Source organism: Blautia sp. HCN-20427 (assembly GCF_037890365.1).
Lineage (GTDB): Bacteria > Bacillota > Clostridia > Lachnospirales > Lachnospiraceae > Blautia.
Genome location: NZ_JBBKBX010000004.1, coordinates 167586 through 185020 on the forward strand (window position 1 = coordinate 167586; position 17435 = coordinate 185020).

Below are 17435 nucleotides of genomic sequence, written 5' to 3' on the forward strand. Positions count from 1 at the left end.
GGATTTTACTGATTTCAAGAAAAATCCTGTACGCTGTCCGTCTGACCTCTTTCGGATACGGCTCTCTTCATTTTCTGCACATATTCCGCCACAGAGGGAACCGCGTCTTTTCCATATTCTTCGATTATTTTCACAATAGCGCTTCCCACAATGGCGCCGTCTGCTATCCCTGCCATCTCCTTTGCCTGCTGCGGTGTGGAAATACCGAAGCCTACCGCGCAGGGAGTATCTGTCACCTGGCGCACCAGTTTCACCATACCTGCAATGTCCGAGGTAATCTCACTTCTCACTCCCGTAACACCAAGAGAGGAAACACAGTAAATGTACCCCTGTGCCCCTTCTGCAATTTTCTGTATGCGCTCCTTTGAGGTCGGCGCAATCAGAGAAATGATTTCCACTCCATAATCGGCGCACACAGGAGCCAGCTCCCCTTTTTCCTCAAAAGGCATGTCCGGCACAATCAGCCCGTCAATGCCGCACTCTACACATCTTTTCATAAACCTTTCTTTCCCATAAGTATAAATGGGATTGACATAAGTGAGAAATACCATGGGAACCCGGACTTTTTTTCTGGCCCTTTTTATGGTATCAAACAGTTTATCCGTGGTACAGCCTGCCTCTAACGCACGTTCATTGGCTTTCTGTATCACCACGCCCTCAGCGGTGGGGTCGGAAAAGGGAATTCCGATTTCAATCAAATCTGCCCCTGCCTCTTCCATGGCATAAAGCAGACGTTCTGTAATTTCCAAAGAGGGGTCTCCCCCTGTGATAAACGGAATAAATGCTTTTTTGTTCTGAAATGCTTCCTGGATTCTATTCATAAATGTCCACTCCTCTGTATCTGGCAATGGCTGCCACATCCTTATCTCCTCTGCCCGAAATGTTTACTACGATTATCTGGTTTTTCTCCATGGACGGGGCCAGCTTTCTGGCATAAGCCACAGCATGCGCGCTTTCTATGGCAGGAATAATGCCTTCCGTTCTGGAGAGGTATTCAAAGGCCTCTACTGCCTCTGTATCTGTAACCGGCACGTACTCTGCCCTTCCGGTTTCCGCCAGATGTGCATGCTCCGGTCCGATTCCCGGATAATCCAGTCCTGCGGAAATGGAATACACCGGTGCAATCTGTCCATATTCATCCTGACAGAAAACGGATTTCATGCCATGGAAAACCCCGGTTGTCCCCCGGCTGATGGTGGCTGCATGTTTGGCCGTATCTACCCCCAGCCCTGCCGCTTCGCAGCCAATAAGCCGCACCTCTTTATGGGGGAGAAACTCATAAAAAGCCCCCATGGCATTGCTTCCTCCTCCTACACAGGCAATGACTGCATTGGGAAGACATCCTTCCTTTTCCATAAGCTGCTCTTTGATTTCTTTTCCTATGATTTTCTGAAAATCACGGACAATCATGGGAAAAGGATGCGGCCCCATGACAGAGCCCAGGACATAGAGGGTATCGTCCATGCGGCGGCTCCACTCCCGCATGGTTTCGTTTACCGCATCTTTTAAAGTCTGGGTTCCGCTGGTTACGGCATGTACCTTTGCCCCCAGAAGTTCCATGCGAAAGACATTTAAAGCCTGACGGTCTGTGTCCTCTTTTCCCATAAAAATTTCACATTCCATGCCCATAAGAGCTGCCGCCGTAGCGGTGGCCACCCCATGCTGTCCCGCCCCGGTCTCTGCAATGACTCTTGTTTTTCCCATTTTCTTGGCCAAAAGCACCTGCCCCAGCACATTGTTAATCTTGTGGGAGCCGGTATGGTTTAAATCCTCCCTTTTCAGATAAATTCTGGCTCCTCCCAGGTCTTTTGTCATTTTTTCGGCATAGTAGAGGAGAGAAGGTCTCCCCGCGTAATGTTTCAGCAAATCCTCCAGTTCCCTTTGAAATTCTTCGTCTTTGCTGTATTTTTCATAGGCCGCTTCCACCTCCTGTACCGCCTGCATTAAGGTCTCCGGTATATACTGTCCTCCGTAAATCCCATATCTTCCTTTACTCATATTTCTGTACCTCTCTTACCTTTTTTAGAAATTTGCGTACCTTTTCCTCTGATTTTCTTCCCTGCTCTTCCACTGCACTGCTGACATCCACGGCAAAAGGGCAGCACCGTGAAACTGCCTTTTGTACATTTTCTCCATTCAGTCCTCCTGCCAGGAAAAAGGGCTTTTTCAGCATTGGAATCAGCTTCCAGTCAAAGACTTCCCCACAGCCGCCATATGCCCCTGCCCTGTAAGTATCCAACAGGAGATAATCACAGGGCAGTTCCTCTCCTCTTAAAATATCCTCCCGGTTTCGAACTCTTATGGCTTTTATGACCGGAAGCCCTGTCTCCGCCTTTATCTGCTGCACATATTCCCAATCCTCGTCTCCATGAAGCTGAAGCAAATCTACAATCCCCAGACTGGCCGCCTGCAGCACTTCCTCCTTCGGAGCATTGACAAACACACCCACGCTTTTGATTTTCGCAGAAAGGTTCTGCTTCATGGCAATGGCCTGTGAAAAAGAAATCTGCCTTTTGCTCTTTGCAAACACAAACCCCACATAATCCGGCAGCAGACCATTCACCATACGAATCTCCTCCACGGTTTTCAGTCCGCAGATTTTCACCCTGCTCATCGCTTCCCTTCTTTCAGTTCCTGGAGCATTTTCCCTTTATTTCTGCTCCTCATCAGAGTTTCTCCAATTAACACGGCCTGTACCCCTCCTTTTTTCAGCTTTTCTATGTCTTCCCCGGTGCGTATCCCGCTTTCCGCTACAAAAATTACGTCTTCCGGAACCTGCTGGCGAAGCCGCAGACTGTTTTCCACATCTACCGTAAAATCCTTCAAATTCCGGTTATTGACTCCTAAAATCCTGGTGCCTGCCCTGAGCGCCTTTTCTATTTCCCCCTCATCATGAGCCTCCACCAAAGCCGACAGCCCCAGACTGTGCGCAAGTTCCACATAAGCACGCAGAGTTTCCTCCTCCAAAAGACTGCAGATAAGCAGTACGGCTGAGGCGCCTAAAACCTTTGCCTCATATACCTGATAGCTGTCCACTGTAAAATCTTTGCGAAGCACCGGAATGTTCACCTTAGAAGCAATCTCCCGCAAATACCGGTCCTGTCCCAGAAAGTATTTTGGCTCCGTCAGACAGGAAATCGCAGAAGCACCTGCTTTTTCATACTCCTCTGCAATTTGCAGATAAAGAAACACAGGGGCAATCACCCCTTTGGAAGGAGAAGCCCTCTTCACCTCGCAGATAAAAGACATCTCTTTTCCCGCAAGAGCTTTCTCAAATGGAAATTCCCCAGTATTTTCACAAGCCAGGGCCTTTTCTCTGATTTCTTCCAGCGGGCATGCCTCTTTCTTTTTCGCCACCCGGATTTGGGTATCTTTTGCAATCTGGTCTAATATCATCTTCTACTCCTCATACTTTCCTGTCGCCACCACAAATTCTTCCAGTTTCGCCAGAGCTTTTTTACTGTCAATCAACTCTCCTGCCATATGAATCCCCTCCTCAAGAGAAATGCCGTCAATCCCCAGATACAGGCTCATACCTGCGTTTAACAGCACCACATCCCTTTTAGGCCCCCGCTCTTTCCCTTCCAGAATGTCTCTGGTAATCCGGGCGTTTTCCTGTGGGCTGCCTCCGGTTAATTCAGAAAGTGTACACCGCTTCAGTCCAAACTGTTCCGGGGTAATGGTGTAGCTGGTAATTTCTCCGAAACGAATTTCGCACACCAGTGTTTCCCCTGTCAAAGTAATTTCGTCCAAACCGTCTGCGCCGCACACAGCTCCCCCTCTGGTTACCCCCAGATTCCCCAGCACCCGGGCAAGAGGCTCTGCCAGCTTTTTGTCATAAACGCCCAGAAGCTGCATGGTGGCTGCCGCCGGATTGGAAAGAGGACCCAGAATGTTAAAAACGGTCCGTACTCCCATTTCTTTTCGCACCGGAGCCGCATACTTCATAGAAGAATGGTACACCGGAGCAAAGAGAAAACACATCCCCGTCTGGTTCAGCACCGTTTCATTCTGCTTTGCGTCCAGGGAAACATTGGCCCCCAGATGTTCCAGTACATCTGCTGCCCCACTTTTGCTGGACACACTGCGGTTTCCGTGCTTTGCCACCGGAATCCCTCCCGCCGCCACTACAAAAGCTGCCGTTGTGGAAATATTAAAGGTACCCGCCTCGTCCCCTCCGGTTCCCACAATGTCCATGACTTCTCTCTGGGGACGGATTTTCACGCCTTTTTCTCTCATGACTTCTGCAAAAGCGGTAATCTCGTCAATACTTTCCCCCTGCATCCGCAGCGCCGCCAAAAAAGCTCCCATCTGCGCCTGTGTGGCTCTGCCTTCCATCATCTCCTCCATAACCGCCTTTGCGGTGCCGTAATCCAAATCTTTCCCGTCCATCAGTGTGTGAATGGCTTCCTTTATCATGAGCGTTCTTTCCTTTCTTCCCTGTATTTTTAAAAAGTTTTCCAGAAATTTCATTCCCTGCTCCGTAAGTATGGATTCCGGGTGAAACTGCAGTCCGTACACCGGATAGTCCCGGTGCTCCACGGCCATAACCTCTCCGTCCTCCGCCAAAGCCGTCACCCGCAGACAATCCGGCAAGGTTTCTCTCTTTAACGCCAGCGAATGGTATCTGGCTCCCCGAAATGCTCCATCTATTCCTTCAAACAAAGGACTTACACCCTTTGGAAAAATCTGACTGGTTTTCCCGTGCATCAGATGGGAAGCAGGAGCAATCTCTCCGCCGTATACCTCACAAATGGCCTGATGCCCCAGACAAATTCCCAGAATGGGAATCTTCCCCTGAAAATGCCGGATAACCTCTTCACAGATACCTGCGTCTTTGGGATATCCCGGTCCCGGTGACAAAATGATATTGGTGGGATTTTTTTCTTCGATTTCCTTTAAGGTAATCCTGTCGTTCCGCACCACTTCCAGGTTTGGCTGCAGACTCCCCAGATACTGCACCAGATTGTAGGTAAAACTGTCATAATTATCAATAAATAAAATCATATATCTAACCCCTTTCCTGCCCTTATCACTGCCTGCATAACGGCCGCCGCCTTATTGGCGGATTCCTCATATTCCTTTTTTGGCACACTGTCTGCCACAATACCGCCGCCTGCCTGTACATAAACCGTATCCCCCTTTTTCACCGCCATGCGGATAGCAATACAGGTGTCCATATTCCCGGTAAAATCCATATAACCTAAAGCGCCGCCGTAAATGCCCCTGGGTGTCTTTTCCAGTTCTTCAATAATCTGGCAGGCCCGGATTTTAGGCGCTCCGGAAAGGGTTCCTGCCGGAAGAACTGCCTCAATAGCGTCAAAAGCATCCCTGTCTTCCCGGATATTTCCTTCCACCTGGGAGCAAATGTGCATAATTTTTGAATATTTATGCACCATCATATATTCTGTGACCTCTACAGATTCAAATTTGCTGATTTTCCCCAGGTCATTCCTGCCCAAATCCACCAGCATATTGTGTTCTGCCAGTTCCTTTTCATCCTGCAAAAGTTCGCTCTCCATTCTCCGGTCTTCCTCTGTTGTTTTCCCTCTGGGTCTGGAACCTGCCACCGGAAACGTCACCAGCCTGCCGTTTTTCAGCCGCACCAGGGTTTCCGGGGACGTGCTCATCAGTTCTTCCTCCTCTGTGTGCAGATAGACCATATAGGGAGAAGGGTTGGTGGTTCGCAAAATCCGATAGGCAGGAAACAGACTTTGCCTCATGGTTCCCTCAAACTGCCGGGAAATGACTGCCTGAAAAATATCTCCGCTGTGAATATAGGCTTTTGTTTTTTCTACAGTCCTGCAATATTCTTCTTCTGTTGTATTGCAGGTAAAAGTAATGTTTTCCGGCTCTCGCGGCTTTTCTTCCGGCAGCTCCCGCTGCAGCAGCTGGCACAATTCCTCGATCTGTTTCCCGGCTGTCTCATAATTTTCCTCCAACCGGCTGGTTTTCACATTTACAATAACAAAAATTTTTTGTTTCAGGTGGTCATAAGCCATCACCTTGTCAAACAACATCAAATCAAAATCCGCAAATGCACTCTCTTTTATGTTTAAAACAGGTTCTGCATAGCCTATCATAGAGTATGCAAAATATCCCACCAATCCTCCGGTAAAAGGCGGCAGTTCCGGAAATACCGGCGTACGGTAATCCCTTAAAATCTCCCGTAAAACATGCAGCGGTTTTTCCGTCCTTTCCGTCTTTGTCCCACCTTTGCTTTCCACCTTCACAATTCCGTTTTTGCAGGTGACCCGGCAGACAGGGTCACATCCCAGAAACGAATATCTGCCCCACCGCTCCTGTGCCTCCACACTTTCCAGCAGAAAATATCTCTTCTTTTTCTGCGACAGCTTTCGCAAAATGGCAATAGGCGTTGTACTGTCTCCCTGCAGTTCCCTGTAAAGAGGAAGCACGGAGTACTTCTCTGCAAACTTTTTTGCGGTTTCATAATCTGGTTTTAACATCTTTGTTTCCTCCCTTTTTCAGAAAGAGCACCTGTGGATTTCGAATTGAAAAAAGCCCCTGCCCCACTGGAATCATTTCCAAATGGGACAGGGGCTTCTTTGCCTCTGCGGTACCACCCAAATTGCCTGTGTCCGGCGCTTTCCTAAACATATGGAAACTGCCGGACACAAAACCACTCTTTCATGTACTGACATACATTCCCAACGGATAACGGGCTGGTTTCCCCGTCAGCGTCTACTCTCTTCCCTGAAGATTTCAAGCTGCCCTCACAAGTCCATTCAGCAAAAACTCTTGCTGCCCCGCTCCCACCATCCGCGGCTCTCTGAAAACAAATATCTCTGCTTACTCTTCTTATTCATCGGTTTAAAGTTTTAATTTGTCACAAAGTATAAGGGGGATTTTGGGATTTGTCAAGCATTTTTTTCGGCGGCTGTATTCTTTTCTTTCTGCTTTCCCACTTCCGGTTCCGCTCCTGTTTCCTTTGCATACATTCCAAATCTATTTCATAAATGGTGTTGCCTTCCTCCACCAATCTGGTTTTTTCATCATTCATAGGAAATTTCTCCTTTCGTAATAGGATATGCAGAAAAAATTTCTGTGTTCAGAAACATACCCCACCCTCTTTTCGCATATAGTGATAGAAACTCAGGAATTGGAGCCTGCATATGGATTCTCAGAATTTGTTAGATGAGATGGTAAACGGAGATTCCGTACAGATTTTAAAGGCTGCGCTTCCCTATCTGCCGTCTTCGGGGCAGTCTGTGGTATCTGTATTTGCCAAGTTTCTGGAATTGCAGAACACCATACATTTTTTCCATTCTTCCAAAGGAAACATGGAAATCTGTTCCAGACAGAAAAGCGACCCGGTAGAAATGCTGACAGCCTGCAGCAATGCCTGCCACGGCCCTGCAAAAGAAAAACTGAACAATATGATTAACACACTTTTAATGCTGCAGATGTTGGAACTGTCCCAGAAACCCCTGCCCCCGGAATTTCATACGGACGGCATGTATGCGCAAGGAGGCGAACATAGCTATGAATAATCAAAACGAATCCTGGATGAACAATCCCAAACTTTCCGGCATGGATATGTCCAAACTGGCTATGCTGGGACAACTGGCAGAACAGGGAAAGGGCAAAAGCCCACAGGAGCTTCTGCCCTTTCTCATGTCCGCCGCTTCCCGAAACAAAGAAAGCAACCTGCAGTTTTCTTCTCAGGAAATGGAAACTATCATTCAGGTCCTAAAAGCCGGAAAATCCCAGGAAGAAATCCAGCGCATGGACCGTATGCTTCAACTGATAAAAATGATGCGCTGAACCACTATTTTCCGCTTTTCTGTTCAAAATTTTTCAGAATACACTCCCGGAGCAGCACCAGAGCCTGGGTGACTGCCTGTTCTCTTACGCTGCTTCGGTTTCCTGTAAAATGGCATTCCTTTACTCTTGTCTGGTCTTTCACGGTGCAGCCAATAAACACGGTTCCTACCGGAAATTCTTTTGTACCGCCCTCCGGACCTGCAAATCCGGTAACCGACAGTGCCGTATCTGCACCAGACGCAAAGGCGCCGCCCTTTGCCATTTCTCTGGCACAGGGCTCACTGACAGCGCCGTACTTTTTCAGCGTGTGCTTCTTTACCTTGACCGCTTTTCTTTTCGCTTTATTGGAATAGGTCACAAAGCCCTGTTTCAGCACATCCGAAGCCCCCGGCACATTGATAATTCTGGCGGCAAGTGCGCCTCCTGTACAGGATTCTACCGTGGTCAGCGTCAAATCCTGCTTCTTCAGAAGCTCCACCACTGCGGTTTCCAGATTTTTATTTTCCTCTGTGGTATAGATATCAGCTCCAAAACGAACCTTCAGTTCCCGGATAACCGGTTTTAAAAGGTTTTTAGCTGCCTTTTTGGTTTCCCCGTATGCCGCTGCACAAATATGCACCTCCCCCGGATAGGAAAAGACTTGCAGCACGGGATTTTGCTTTTCTTCCTGCAGGTCTCTGATTTTTTCCCGAATTTCCTTTTCTTCCAGACCACAAAGCTTCACAGTGTCACAGCAGACTGCCCCTGCCTGTTTTTCTTCCAGACAGCAGGCAAGCCTCTCTTCCAATACTACAGCCATTTTCTCCTCTTCCTGCGGAAGAAGAATCAGCCCCTTTTCCTGTGTCAGAGTCTTTGGCAGACCTTCCAAAAGTTCCCCGGTCTTCGTACACACAAAAACCAAATCCGAACGTTTCAGCCCCGCCTTTACAGTCTCTGTCACCTGCTTTTTATCTTCTCTTACAAGGCTTATCCCATTGAAAGAAAATCCAAATCGTTTACACTTTTCAGCCAGATACCGGCTGCCGTCCTTGGCCGCTTCCTGTTCCAGCAAATCCATTCCTATAAAAATCAGTTCCGCAGTCATGCTCTCCACTCCCTTTTAATCCTGCATGCTCAGTACACTTTTGTTTTTTGCAATATAGTCAACCAGAGAAATAATCGTCAGAGCCACTGCAATGACTACAAACAGTGTAAGAATCCCCTGGAAAACCGTATTCTGGATATCCATAATCATCAGAATAATCATAATCATCTGGGAAACCGTCTTAAACTTGCCCCAGTAGCTTGCCGCAATGACAATGCCATTATCTGCCGCAATGAGACGGAAACCACTGATGATAAATTCTCTTGCAATAATGACAATGGTAATCCAGGCTGCCAACTGTCCTGTGGAGGTAAAGCAAATCAGGGCAGAACATACCAGCAGCTTATCCGCCAGAGGGTCCATAAACTTGCCGAAATTTGTTACCAGATTGTGTTTTCTGGCCAGATAACCGTCCAGAGTATCCGTAAGGCTGGCAATGACAAAAATAGCCAGGGCAATCCATTTGTCTGCACTTCCTGTAATATCATACATTAAAAAAGCTACGAAAAAGGGAATCATAATGACTCTCGCAATGGTTAATTTATTCGGTGTATTCATCTTCCAACTCTCCTATCAAATCATACTCCAACGCACCTGTGACATGCACGCGCGCAAAATCGCCTGACATCAGTTCCGTATCTGTGTTCACGAAAATATAGCCGTCTACCTTGGGCGCATCCCCGTAAGTACGTCCCACATAGGCATTTTCATCTGCGACCTTTCCTTCAATCATCACTTCTACCACAGCGCCGATTTTATCATTTCCCTTATCCATGGAAATCTCCTGCTGCAGTTCCATCAGTTCCGCCTGTCTGTCCAGCTTCACTTCCTCGTCAATCTGGTCCGGCATCAGGGCTGCAGGAGTATCCTCTTCTGCAGAATAAGTGAAAACACCCAGGCGGTCAAATTCCAGTCTGTCAATGAAATCCAGCAGTTCCTCGTGGTCTTCCTGCGTCTCTCCCGGAAATCCGGTAATCAGTGTGGTTCTAAGAATGATGTCAGGAATCTCTTTTCTCAGAGTCTGTACAATGTCTATGAGCTCCTGCTTGGTGGTTCTCCTTCCCATTCTTTTCAGAATCCGGTCACTGCAGTGCTGAATGGGCAAATCCAGGTAATGACAGATTTTCGTTTCTTCCTTCATAGTCTGTATGAGTTCCGGATAAATTTCCTCCGGATAACAGTAAAGAATCCGAATCCACTGAATCCCCTGTATTTTGCACAGTTCTTTTAACAGCTTGTGCAGAGATTTCTCCCCGTAAAGGTCTTTTCCGTAAACCGTTGTTTCCTGTGCCACTAAAATCAGCTCTTTCACACCCTGCTCTGCCAGATAGGCAGCCTGGGACAGCAGCTGCTCCATTGGCACGCTTCTGTAATTCCCCCGGAGTTTTGGAATAATACAGTAAGTACACCGCTTGTCACATCCTTCAGCGATTTTCAGATATTCAAAATATCCGCCAGTGGTAATCATTCTCTTCTTGCTGTTTGCCGGAAGCACATTGATATCCTTAAACTCTTCATACCGTTCTCCCTCAAACACCTTGTCCAAAGCTGTAATGATTCCGTCATAGCTGGTGGTTCCCAGCACTGCGTCTACCTCCGGGATTTCCTTCATAATTTCGTCTTTGTACCGCTGAGCCAGACATCCCGTAACCAAAAGGGCTTTTAAAACCCCTTCTTCCTTATATTTCGCCATTTCCAGAATACTATTGACACTTTCTTCCTTGGCATCATGAATAAAGGCACAGGTATTCACTACAATCACCTCTGCCTCTGTCTCATCATTGGTAATTTCATAACCATTTTCCACCAGTATTCCCAGCATTTCTTCCGAATCCGCCAGATTCTTGTCGCAGCCCAGGGAAATAAACAATACTTTCCTCATGCATCCTCCTTATTGCACAAAGGACTGCCGCCAAAGCCGGTCAGCAGTCCTTCCTATTTCTTATTCCATTGTTTCTGTTGTGTCTTCTTCTGCTGCAGGCTCTTCCTCCAATTCTGCGTCTTCCGGCAGAATATGAACCTTGCCCTTATAAATTTCTTCTACAGCAGTGGAAAGCGGCTTTTTCCCATAGCTTGGCACCATGGCATCTTTTCCCGCAATAAGCTGTCTTGCTCTTTTGCTGGTAGCAAGCACTACGGAGTAACGGCTGGTTACTAACGGTTCGTCCTCCATTTCTGCACCTTCATTGATAGCTTCCATTAATTCTGTGTAAGATGGGTGTATCATACTTCTTCTCCTTTCTTAAATACAGCAACTTCCTCTGTCATTTTCTCTATAAAAGACTCACGGTTTTTGACCGTGTCATGCTGGCTCTGAATAATGCTGTGCATGGTATCTACGCACTCTTCAATCTCATCGTTAATCAAAATATAGTCATATTTCGGCATTCCCTCTGCCTCTTCTGCTGCTCTGGCCAGCCTGGACTCAATGACTTCCAGACTCTCTGTGCCTCGGTTAATCAGACGGCGTTTCAATTCCTGGGCACTTGGCGGAGTTACAAAAAGCAGAAGGGTTTCCGGCATTTTTTCCTTCACCTTTAACGCACCCTGGATTTCAATTTCCAGAATCACATCTTTTCCCGCATTTAACTGCTTCTCCACGTAAGCCTTAGGCGTTCCGTAATAATTGTCCACATACTGGGCATACTCTATCAGAGCGTCCTGCAGAATCAATTCTTCAAATTCCTGCTTTGTATGGAAAAAATATTCCCTGCCGTGTTCTTCTCCCGGTCTTGGCGCTCTGGTGGTCGCAGACACAGACAACGCATAATTGTCATACTTTTCCAGCAGACGTTTCATCAGTGTTCCTTTTCCGGCACCGGAAAATCCGGATACCACTACTAAAATTCCTTTATCAGCCATCATATTCCCCTTTTGCTTCATTTTCTGAAAATGTACCAAAACGCTTTGCTATGGTTTCCGGCTGCAGGGCAGACAGCACCAGCATATCTCCGTCTGTAATCAGCACGGCCTTGGTCTTTCGGCCCTGGGTCGCGTCTACAGACCGCCCCGACTCTTTAGCCGCCTGCACCAGTCTCTTAATGGGAGCCGCGTCCGGGCTTACCACAGCTACTATCTTATCCATATTCACAACATTTCCGAATCCGATATTTAAAAGCTTTGCCATTGCTTTTCCTGCCTTTATTCAATATTTTGAATCTGTTCCCGGATTTTTTCGATTTCCGTCTTCAAATCAATGGCCAAATTGGAGGTTTCCAAGTCATTCGCCTTAGACAGAATTGTGTTTGCTTCCCGGTTCATTTCCTGAGCAATAAAATCCAGCTTTCTGCCAATGCCATCATCTTCTGAAAGTACCTGCCCCATATGTGCAATGTGGCTTTTCAGGCGTACCGTTTCCTCATCCGTACAGATTTTATCTGCAAAAAGTACCACCTCTGCGGCAATGCGGCTCTCTTCTATCTGCGTATCCGCCAGCAGTTCTCTGACCTTTGTCTCCAGTTTTTCTCTGTATTCTTTAATAATATCCGGGTATCTTTTTTCCACCCCGGCAACCTTTTCGTCCATGTCCGCCAGTTTTTCCAGAATATCCCGTCTCAAATGGGCACCTTCCTGGCTTCTGGTCTCCACAAACTGCTCTGCTGCCCTGCGAATGGTATTTTCCAACGAACTCCAGAGTTCCTTTTCGTCGCTTTCCTGTTCTTCCATGGTCAGAACTTCCGGATATCTGGAAAGCGCAGCAGCGTCCACTTCTTCGTCCAACTCAAAGTCCTCGCCTATCTGCCGCAGACATTCCATGTACTGTACCGCAATATCCCGGTTGTATTTCACAGCCATTCTGCCCTGGGTATAGTCTTCACAGGTAATGAATAAGTCCACCTTTCCCCTCTGAATGTACTCCTTTAAAAGAGAACGGATAGAAGCCTCAAAAATGCTGAATTTCTTGGGCATTCTCATATTTACGTCCAGATAGCGGTGATTAACAGACTTCATTTCCACTGTAATTTTCTTTTCTTCGTCTAACAATTCGGCTCTGCCAAAGCCGGTCATGCTCTTTATCATCTCTGAACTCTTTCTTATGTCTTTGATTTACCGTAAGGCATAAACATACATGGTTATTATAAGCCAATCCCTAAAAGCCGTCAAATATTTTTTTGCTTATGGCGGAAATTTTATGGTGGAAATTTATAGCCGAAAATCTGCATATAAATTTTTGCCGTTCTAAGCAAAACAGGACAGAACCTGTTTTTCCGGTTCTGTCCCTAAAACATAGACTATTTTACAACTGTCCTTTTTATATAATTTGCAAATTCTGTTCTTGAGGTAATTTGTTCTGTAATTCCGAGTTCAGATACCAATTCGCTGATATATGGTTTCATAAGCATACTTTCTTCCAAAAGTTTATCATCACTGAATACCTCTTTGGGATTTGTAATTTTTAAAAGATTTTTATGTGCCATTACAAACACCTTATGAAAATTGTTTACCACAAATTCCATATCGTGAGTTATTGTAACAATTGTTTTTCCTCTCGCTGTTAACTCTTTTAACATATTTTCCAAAAGACGTATTCCTTTGATATCCTGGCCTGCTGTAGGTTCGTCCAAAATAATAATATCTGTATCCATTGCTATAATAGAGGCTATGGTAACAAATTTCCTCACGGAAAGAGGTAAGTTGTACGGATTTTCTTCCATTTCTCCCGTTAACCCAGTCAGTGATGCCGAATACTCTGTCATCTCCTTCACTTTACCCTCACTCATTTTTAGCACTTCCGGCCCAAAACGAATTTCTTTTTCCACAGTATTATGGAAAATCTGGTCATCCGGATTTTGGAAAACATAGCCCGCTTTTTTTGATAATGCAGCTGTGGTAAAATCTTTTGTATCCATATCTGCCACAACAACTTTTCCTGATGTGGGTTTTAACAATCCATTTATCATTTTTACAGTTGTAGTTTTTCCGGCTCCATTTTGTCCAACAATGGCAATGTTTTCGCCTTTCTCAATTTCAAAGCTAACATCCTCAACAGCAGAATAACCGTTAGGATAAGCAAAACCTACGTTTTCAAAATTAATAAATGCCATTTCTTATCCTCCTAGTATTACATGCTCATAACTTTATGCAATGCTTGTATCATTTCTGCTTTTGTAATGATATTTTCTGCAAGTTCAATTCCCTGCTCTCGTAACTCATGTGCCAATATGACTGACTGCGGCAATTCTATATCACGCGCTAATAAAGATAAATCAGATAAAACTTCATGTTTTTCTCCATATCGAATCAACCTTCCTTCTTCCAATGCCAAAATTTCGTCTGCATATTCGGCAATCAGTTCAATTTTGTGCTCTACTAAAACAATCGTTTTACCCATTTTCTTCATCTTATCAATGATATCAAAAACTCTTTCTGTTTCTTTCGGATCAAGCTGTGACGTTGGCTCATCTATTACGAAAATATCCGGCTCCAACGCAAGAACCGAAGCCAATGCAACTCTCTGCTGCTGTCCTCCTGACAGTTCAAAAGGATTTTTCTTTGCAAGATAAGCTGTATTAGTCAACTCCATTACTTTTTGTACTTTGTCTTTTATAACATTGACATTAACACCTAAATTTTCCAGTCCATAGGCAATTTCCTCATACACATTGTCTCTGGCTCCTGTAATCTGGTTGAAAGGATTTTGAAATACATAACCGATTTTGGGAGCCAGTTCTCCCATGGTATACTCTTGTAAAGATTTTCCCTCCAGGAGCACTTCTCCTTCCAGTTCTCCTTGAAAAAAGCCCGGAATAAATCCACGGATAATATTGCACAATGTAGTCTTTCCACTTCCATTCGCTCCAACCACAGCATAAAATTTTCCCTTTTTCAGTGAAAATGTAACTTCTTTTATACTGGATTCTTTTGCAAGAGGATAAGTATATGTAACATTTTTAAGTTCTATATAACCCATAATAGTACTCTCCCTAAAATAATAAGTAAAAACACGCTGAAAATTACAATTGTTACAACTTTATCTATCGGGCTTGCTTCAATATCATATAAATGCGTGGATGGCGTCTCTACTGAAAACCCACGTGCTTCCAGTGTAAGTGCCCTTTCTTCTGTTCCCTGAATAGAACTAAGTACCAATGGAACAATTGTTGGAACAAACACTTTTGCACGTACCCATATACTTCCTTCTGTTTCTACACCTCTGGCTTTTTGAGCATTCATAATTGTCTGAGAACGTTTCTTCAATACCGGAACCATTTGCAGAGTTGACAATACCACATAAGAGGCCTTTGCACTCATCCCTTTTTTTTCAAGTGCTAATACAAAATCTTTTTCTGTTGTCACCGCAAAAAACCAAATCAGCGCAGAACCCACACTTGCCAGAATAAATCCCAGTTTTAATGCAAACAGCAAGCCTTCCAGCTTTGCTTTAAATATCCAAAAAGAAAATATTACGGTCTCTCCGGGTGCAAAAAATGTCTGTACAATGAGCAATACCAGAAATAAAATTCCTACTGAGTTTCTGACCCTTTTTATAAAAACCGGATATACACCACTGACAAAAGCCAATATATTCAACGTCAGAAAACATATCACCTTTGATAAAATGCCTGGCAAAACAACTGCAATAATTGCTGTTGCTATTGCCAAGTAAAATTTTGTCATGGGGTATAATTCCACAATTTTATTTTTCGTTTGCGTTGCATTCTCCATTTTCCCTCTCCTGTTACTTGTCTCTTTTTACAAAATTCATACCGTATCTATATTTAGTCAAAGTTCTATCTGGAATTACTTTGATAATAATATAGGCTACAAACACAGAAATTGTTTTTCCTATGGTTTCTGTGACGATATATACAGACAGAACCGCTTCCAAAATCTGCTTGCCTGTTGCCATTAATCCTGCTGCAATCATAGATGCTCCGCCTCCTGTTGCTCCGCCAAAGAAAAATACCGTGATTGGTGTTGCTGTCACAGTTGCTACCAGAGCAATGACAATACCAGATACTATTAATTTCCAAATTTTGTTCATCATATTATATTTGGATAATAATCCAGAGGTAATACCAATAAAGAAAGAACAGAACGCATAAGGAAGCCAGCTAGGATCCATCACTCCGTTAATCAAATTTGTTAATACGCCTGTTACTGCCGCAGGAATAGGTCCCGCCAATGCCCCAACTAATATAACCCCTATCATATCCAGATCTACAGGAATTTTTAACATAGAAGTCATCTGTCCGCCTACAATATTAATCGCAATTGCAACTGGAATTAATAAAATTACCATTAATGAAAAAGTTTCTTTTCCCTTATTTTTTGCTGCCATAATACCTTCTCCTTTCGCACCTTAAAATCAGTTTAAATATGCTAATATCTCATCTTTTCGTTCTTCAAATATTGTGGTTAAGAGTAATTTATAAAATTTATTTACATCTACTTCTGCCGCATACAGCGCATTGCATTTTCCATTATTCCAGTGTCCATTGATATCCACAACAGACTGTCCTCTGGCTATTCCCTCTGTGACAATATCTATATTTGCTTTTTTTACAGATAAAATAGTATTGTCAATTAAATATGCCACGGTTAATACATCATGCATAGGAGCCACTGGTTTTCTTCTGGTTTCCCAATTTTCATCTACACCCACTTGTGTAATGTTATAAAGAAAATGGGATAAATCCGTATTGAAAATCCTTAAAATTTCTCTTATATCAGCCCCCAATGCAATTTTATTTGTAACATCCAGCCCAATCATAACTACCTCACGAAAACCAGCCTCCATTACTATTTTGGCAGCTAACGGGTCTGCCCAAAAATTATACTCTGCTACCGGACTCATATTCCCCGTATATTTTGCCCCTCCCATTATAATAAGCTGTTTAATTTTCTTAGGAAATTCTGAATCTTTTTGAATTGCCTTGGCTATATTCGTGCATGGACCAATGGCAAGCAGAGTCAATTCTCCCGGATTCTCAGCTGCTGCCTCAACTAAAAAATCAACAGCAGTTTTTTCTTCCTCTTTCTTGTCAGTTATTATGGTATATGCATACCCCCCTAATCCGTCGTCTCCAAAAGCTGGTACTGTATCCGGTTGTTTATTATTTAAAGCTTTTGCTGAACCCCTGTATAAAGGAATATCTTCTCTTCCACACAACGACAAAACTTTCAGACCATTTTGTGTTGTATTTTCCAAATCTCCATTTCCAGAGACCGTACATACCGCTTTAAGGTCTAATGATGAATGTTTCAGCGCCAAAATAATCGCTAAAGCGTCATCCACCCCCGGGTCACAATCAATAATTATCGGTTTTCTCATTCTCCTTCTCCTCCTTCATAATTTCTATCACCTCTTCCATTGTGGGTATGGAAGTCTGTGCTCCTTTTCGTGTCACTACAATTCGTGACACCACATTCCCGAATTGAATGGCCTCACCATATTCTTTTCCTTCCCCTAAAGCCAGCGCTAAGGCGGCGGTAAAAGAATCACCTGCGGCAGTCGTATCAACCGGATTTACCTTTTTAGTTTCAAAGTATTTTTCCGTATTTTTTGTTACCAATAAAGCTCCATCTCCGCCAAGCGTTACAATGACTGTCTGAATTTTTTTAT

22 protein-coding genes and 1 other annotated feature are annotated in these 17435 nt (G+C 44.5%); of the genes, 2 read left to right on the plus strand and 20 right to left on the minus strand.

Features of this window, described 5'->3' with window-relative positions:
- Nucleotides 1-14: 14 nt before the first annotated feature.
- From trpA to WKT17_RS03955, 7 genes are all read right to left on the minus strand, one after another.
- On the minus strand, nucleotides 15-821 hold the full coding sequence (trpA, locus tag WKT17_RS03925) for a tryptophan synthase subunit alpha (protein ID WP_291683432.1): 807 nt from the start codon (nucleotides 819-821) through the stop codon (nucleotides 15-17).
- Nucleotides 814-1998: a tryptophan synthase subunit beta gene (gene trpB / locus WKT17_RS03930; protein WP_173750008.1), complete on the minus strand. Its 1185-nt coding sequence runs from the start codon at nucleotides 1996-1998 to the stop codon at nucleotides 814-816. The genes trpA and trpB overlap by 8 nt, the downstream gene beginning before the upstream one ends.
- Complete coding sequence (locus tag WKT17_RS03935; RefSeq protein ID WP_291683431.1) at nucleotides 1991-2614, minus strand: phosphoribosylanthranilate isomerase; 624 nt, start codon at nucleotides 2612-2614, stop codon at nucleotides 1991-1993. The genes trpB and WKT17_RS03935 overlap by 8 nt, the downstream gene beginning before the upstream one ends.
- Complete coding sequence (trpC, locus tag WKT17_RS03940; protein ID WP_291683430.1) at nucleotides 2611-3396, minus strand: indole-3-glycerol phosphate synthase TrpC; 786 nt, start codon at nucleotides 3394-3396, stop codon at nucleotides 2611-2613. The genes WKT17_RS03935 and trpC overlap by 4 nt, the downstream gene beginning before the upstream one ends.
- A 3-nt stretch (nucleotides 3397-3399) precedes the next feature.
- Nucleotides 3400-5007, minus strand: coding sequence for a bifunctional anthranilate synthase component II/anthranilate phosphoribosyltransferase (locus WKT17_RS03945; protein WP_291683429.1), 1608 nt, complete (start codon nucleotides 5005-5007; stop codon nucleotides 3400-3402).
- Nucleotides 5004-6467 carry an anthranilate synthase component I gene (gene trpE / locus WKT17_RS03950; protein WP_291683428.1) on the minus strand — a complete coding sequence of 488 codons (1464 nt, stop codon included), beginning with the start codon at nucleotides 6465-6467 and terminating at the stop codon, nucleotides 5004-5006. The genes WKT17_RS03945 and trpE overlap by 4 nt, the downstream gene beginning before the upstream one ends.
- 80 nt (nucleotides 6468-6547) lie before the next feature.
- Nucleotides 6548-6836, minus strand: a binding site (T-box leader).
- 11 nt (nucleotides 6837-6847) lie between these two features.
- Nucleotides 6848-7021, minus strand: coding sequence for a hypothetical protein (locus WKT17_RS03955; protein WP_173749962.1), 174 nt, complete (start codon nucleotides 7019-7021; stop codon nucleotides 6848-6850).
- A 112-nt stretch (nucleotides 7022-7133) separates the two neighbouring features.
- Between WKT17_RS03955 and WKT17_RS03960 the strand changes: the two genes are divergently transcribed.
- Complete coding sequence (locus WKT17_RS03960; RefSeq protein WP_173750003.1) at nucleotides 7134-7511, plus strand: hypothetical protein; 378 nt, start codon at nucleotides 7134-7136, stop codon at nucleotides 7509-7511.
- Nucleotides 7504-7785 (plus strand): hypothetical protein, encoded by a 282-nt coding sequence (locus WKT17_RS03965; RefSeq protein WP_173750002.1) that lies wholly within the window; start codon nucleotides 7504-7506, stop codon nucleotides 7783-7785. Before WKT17_RS03960 ends, WKT17_RS03965 begins: the two co-directional genes overlap by 8 nt.
- Before the next feature lie 4 nt (nucleotides 7786-7789).
- On the opposite strand, the gene WKT17_RS03970 is transcribed toward WKT17_RS03965, so the two are convergent.
- From WKT17_RS03970 to WKT17_RS04030, 13 genes are all read right to left on the minus strand, one after another.
- Nucleotides 7790-8869 (minus strand): nicotinamide-nucleotide amidohydrolase family protein, encoded by a 1080-nt coding sequence (locus WKT17_RS03970; RefSeq protein WP_173750001.1) that lies wholly within the window; start codon nucleotides 8867-8869, stop codon nucleotides 7790-7792.
- 15 nt (nucleotides 8870-8884) lie between these two features.
- Nucleotides 8885-9427, minus strand: coding sequence for a CDP-diacylglycerol--glycerol-3-phosphate 3-phosphatidyltransferase (pgsA, locus tag WKT17_RS03975; protein WP_173750000.1), 543 nt, complete (start codon nucleotides 9425-9427; stop codon nucleotides 8885-8887).
- On the minus strand, nucleotides 9411-10751 hold the full coding sequence (rimO, locus tag WKT17_RS03980) for a 30S ribosomal protein S12 methylthiotransferase RimO (RefSeq protein ID WP_291683427.1): 1341 nt from the start codon (nucleotides 10749-10751) through the stop codon (nucleotides 9411-9413). Before rimO ends, pgsA begins: the two co-directional genes overlap by 17 nt.
- Nucleotides 10752-10811: 60 nt before the next feature.
- Nucleotides 10812-11096 carry a DNA-directed RNA polymerase subunit omega gene (gene rpoZ / locus WKT17_RS03985; RefSeq protein WP_178024827.1) on the minus strand — a complete coding sequence of 95 codons (285 nt, stop codon included), beginning with the start codon at nucleotides 11094-11096 and terminating at the stop codon, nucleotides 10812-10814.
- Nucleotides 11093-11731 carry a guanylate kinase gene (gene gmk, locus WKT17_RS03990; protein WP_173749997.1) on the minus strand — a complete coding sequence of 213 codons (639 nt, stop codon included), beginning with the start codon at nucleotides 11729-11731 and terminating at the stop codon, nucleotides 11093-11095. Before gmk ends, rpoZ begins: the two co-directional genes overlap by 4 nt.
- Nucleotides 11724-11996: a DUF370 domain-containing protein gene (locus WKT17_RS03995; protein ID WP_173749996.1), complete on the minus strand. Its 273-nt coding sequence runs from the start codon at nucleotides 11994-11996 to the stop codon at nucleotides 11724-11726. The genes gmk and WKT17_RS03995 overlap by 8 nt, the downstream gene beginning before the upstream one ends.
- A gap of 14 nt (nucleotides 11997-12010) precedes the next feature.
- Nucleotides 12011-12889, minus strand: coding sequence for a YicC/YloC family endoribonuclease (locus tag WKT17_RS04000; protein ID WP_291683426.1), 879 nt, complete (start codon nucleotides 12887-12889; stop codon nucleotides 12011-12013).
- A 212-nt stretch (nucleotides 12890-13101) separates the two neighbouring features.
- The gene (locus WKT17_RS04005) at nucleotides 13102-13914 is read right to left on the minus strand and encodes an energy-coupling factor ABC transporter ATP-binding protein (protein ID WP_291683425.1); all 813 of its coding nucleotides are present in this window, start codon (nucleotides 13912-13914) and stop codon (nucleotides 13102-13104) included.
- A gap of 17 nt (nucleotides 13915-13931) precedes the next feature.
- Nucleotides 13932-14780 (minus strand): energy-coupling factor ABC transporter ATP-binding protein, encoded by an 849-nt coding sequence (locus tag WKT17_RS04010; RefSeq protein WP_291683424.1) that lies wholly within the window; start codon nucleotides 14778-14780, stop codon nucleotides 13932-13934.
- Complete coding sequence (locus tag WKT17_RS04015; protein ID WP_291683423.1) at nucleotides 14768-15535, minus strand: energy-coupling factor transporter transmembrane component T; 768 nt, start codon at nucleotides 15533-15535, stop codon at nucleotides 14768-14770. Before WKT17_RS04015 ends, WKT17_RS04010 begins: the two co-directional genes overlap by 13 nt.
- 13 nt (nucleotides 15536-15548) lie before the next feature.
- Nucleotides 15549-16151 (minus strand): ECF transporter S component, encoded by a 603-nt coding sequence (locus WKT17_RS04020; RefSeq protein WP_291683422.1) that lies wholly within the window; start codon nucleotides 16149-16151, stop codon nucleotides 15549-15551.
- Nucleotides 16152-16178: 27 nt separating this feature from the next.
- Complete coding sequence (locus WKT17_RS04025) at nucleotides 16179-17144, minus strand: nucleoside hydrolase (protein ID WP_291683421.1); 966 nt, start codon at nucleotides 17142-17144, stop codon at nucleotides 16179-16181.
- Nucleotides 17122-17435 (minus strand): PfkB family carbohydrate kinase (locus WKT17_RS04030; RefSeq protein WP_340271856.1); only part of this gene is annotated, 314 nt, incomplete at its 5' end. The genes WKT17_RS04025 and WKT17_RS04030, both read right to left, overlap by 23 nt.

Excerpts from the sequence above, each read along its gene's own strand:
- WKT17_RS04020 (WP_291683422.1), bottom strand. The coding sequence starts at position 16,151 with ATGGCAGCAAAAAATAAGGGAAAAGAAACTTTTTCATTAATGGTAATT.
- WKT17_RS03945 (WP_291683429.1), bottom strand. The coding sequence starts at position 5,007 with ATGATTTTATTTATTGATAATTATGACAGTTTTACCTACAATCTGGTG.
- trpC (WP_291683430.1), bottom strand. The coding sequence starts at position 3,396 with ATGATATTAGACCAGATTGCAAAAGATACCCAAATCCGGGTGGCGAAA.
- WKT17_RS03970 (WP_173750001.1), bottom strand. The coding sequence starts at position 8,869 with ATGACTGCGGAACTGATTTTTATAGGAATGGATTTGCTGGAACAGGAA.
- trpB (WP_173750008.1), bottom strand. The coding sequence starts at position 1,998 with ATGAGTAAAGGAAGATATGGGATTTACGGAGGACAGTATATACCGGAG.
- WKT17_RS04010 (WP_291683424.1), bottom strand. The coding sequence starts at position 14,780 with ATGGGTTATATAGAACTTAAAAATGTTACATATACTTATCCTCTTGCA.
- WKT17_RS03955 (WP_173749962.1), bottom strand. The coding sequence starts at position 7,021 with ATGAATGATGAAAAAACCAGATTGGTGGAGGAAGGCAACACCATTTAT.
- WKT17_RS04000 (WP_291683426.1), bottom strand. The coding sequence starts at position 12,889 with ATGATAAAGAGCATGACCGGCTTTGGCAGAGCCGAATTGTTAGACGAA.
- gmk (WP_173749997.1), bottom strand. The coding sequence starts at position 11,731 with ATGGCTGATAAAGGAATTTTAGTAGTGGTATCCGGATTTTCCGGTGCC.
- WKT17_RS03935 (WP_291683431.1), bottom strand. The coding sequence starts at position 2,614 with ATGAGCAGGGTGAAAATCTGCGGACTGAAAACCGTGGAGGAGATTCGT.
- WKT17_RS04015 (WP_291683423.1), bottom strand. The coding sequence starts at position 15,535 with ATGGAGAATGCAACGCAAACGAAAAATAAAATTGTGGAATTATACCCC.
- WKT17_RS04005 (WP_291683425.1), bottom strand. The coding sequence starts at position 13,914 with ATGGCATTTATTAATTTTGAAAACGTAGGTTTTGCTTATCCTAACGGT.
- WKT17_RS03960 (WP_173750003.1), top strand. The coding sequence starts at position 7,134 with ATGGATTCTCAGAATTTGTTAGATGAGATGGTAAACGGAGATTCCGTA.
- WKT17_RS03995 (WP_173749996.1), bottom strand. The coding sequence starts at position 11,996 with ATGGCAAAGCTTTTAAATATCGGATTCGGAAATGTTGTGAATATGGAT.
- WKT17_RS04025 (WP_291683421.1), bottom strand. The coding sequence starts at position 17,144 with ATGAGAAAACCGATAATTATTGATTGTGACCCGGGGGTGGATGACGCT.
- rimO (WP_291683427.1), bottom strand. The coding sequence starts at position 10,751 with ATGAGGAAAGTATTGTTTATTTCCCTGGGCTGCGACAAGAATCTGGCG.
- pgsA (WP_173750000.1), bottom strand. The coding sequence starts at position 9,427 with ATGAATACACCGAATAAATTAACCATTGCGAGAGTCATTATGATTCCC.
- WKT17_RS03965 (WP_173750002.1), top strand. The coding sequence starts at position 7,504 with ATGAATAATCAAAACGAATCCTGGATGAACAATCCCAAACTTTCCGGC.
- trpE (WP_291683428.1), bottom strand. The coding sequence starts at position 6,467 with ATGTTAAAACCAGATTATGAAACCGCAAAAAAGTTTGCAGAGAAGTAC.
- rpoZ (WP_178024827.1), bottom strand. The coding sequence starts at position 11,096 with ATGATACACCCATCTTACACAGAATTAATGGAAGCTATCAATGAAGGT.
- trpA (WP_291683432.1), bottom strand. The coding sequence starts at position 821 with ATGAATAGAATCCAGGAAGCATTTCAGAACAAAAAAGCATTTATTCCG.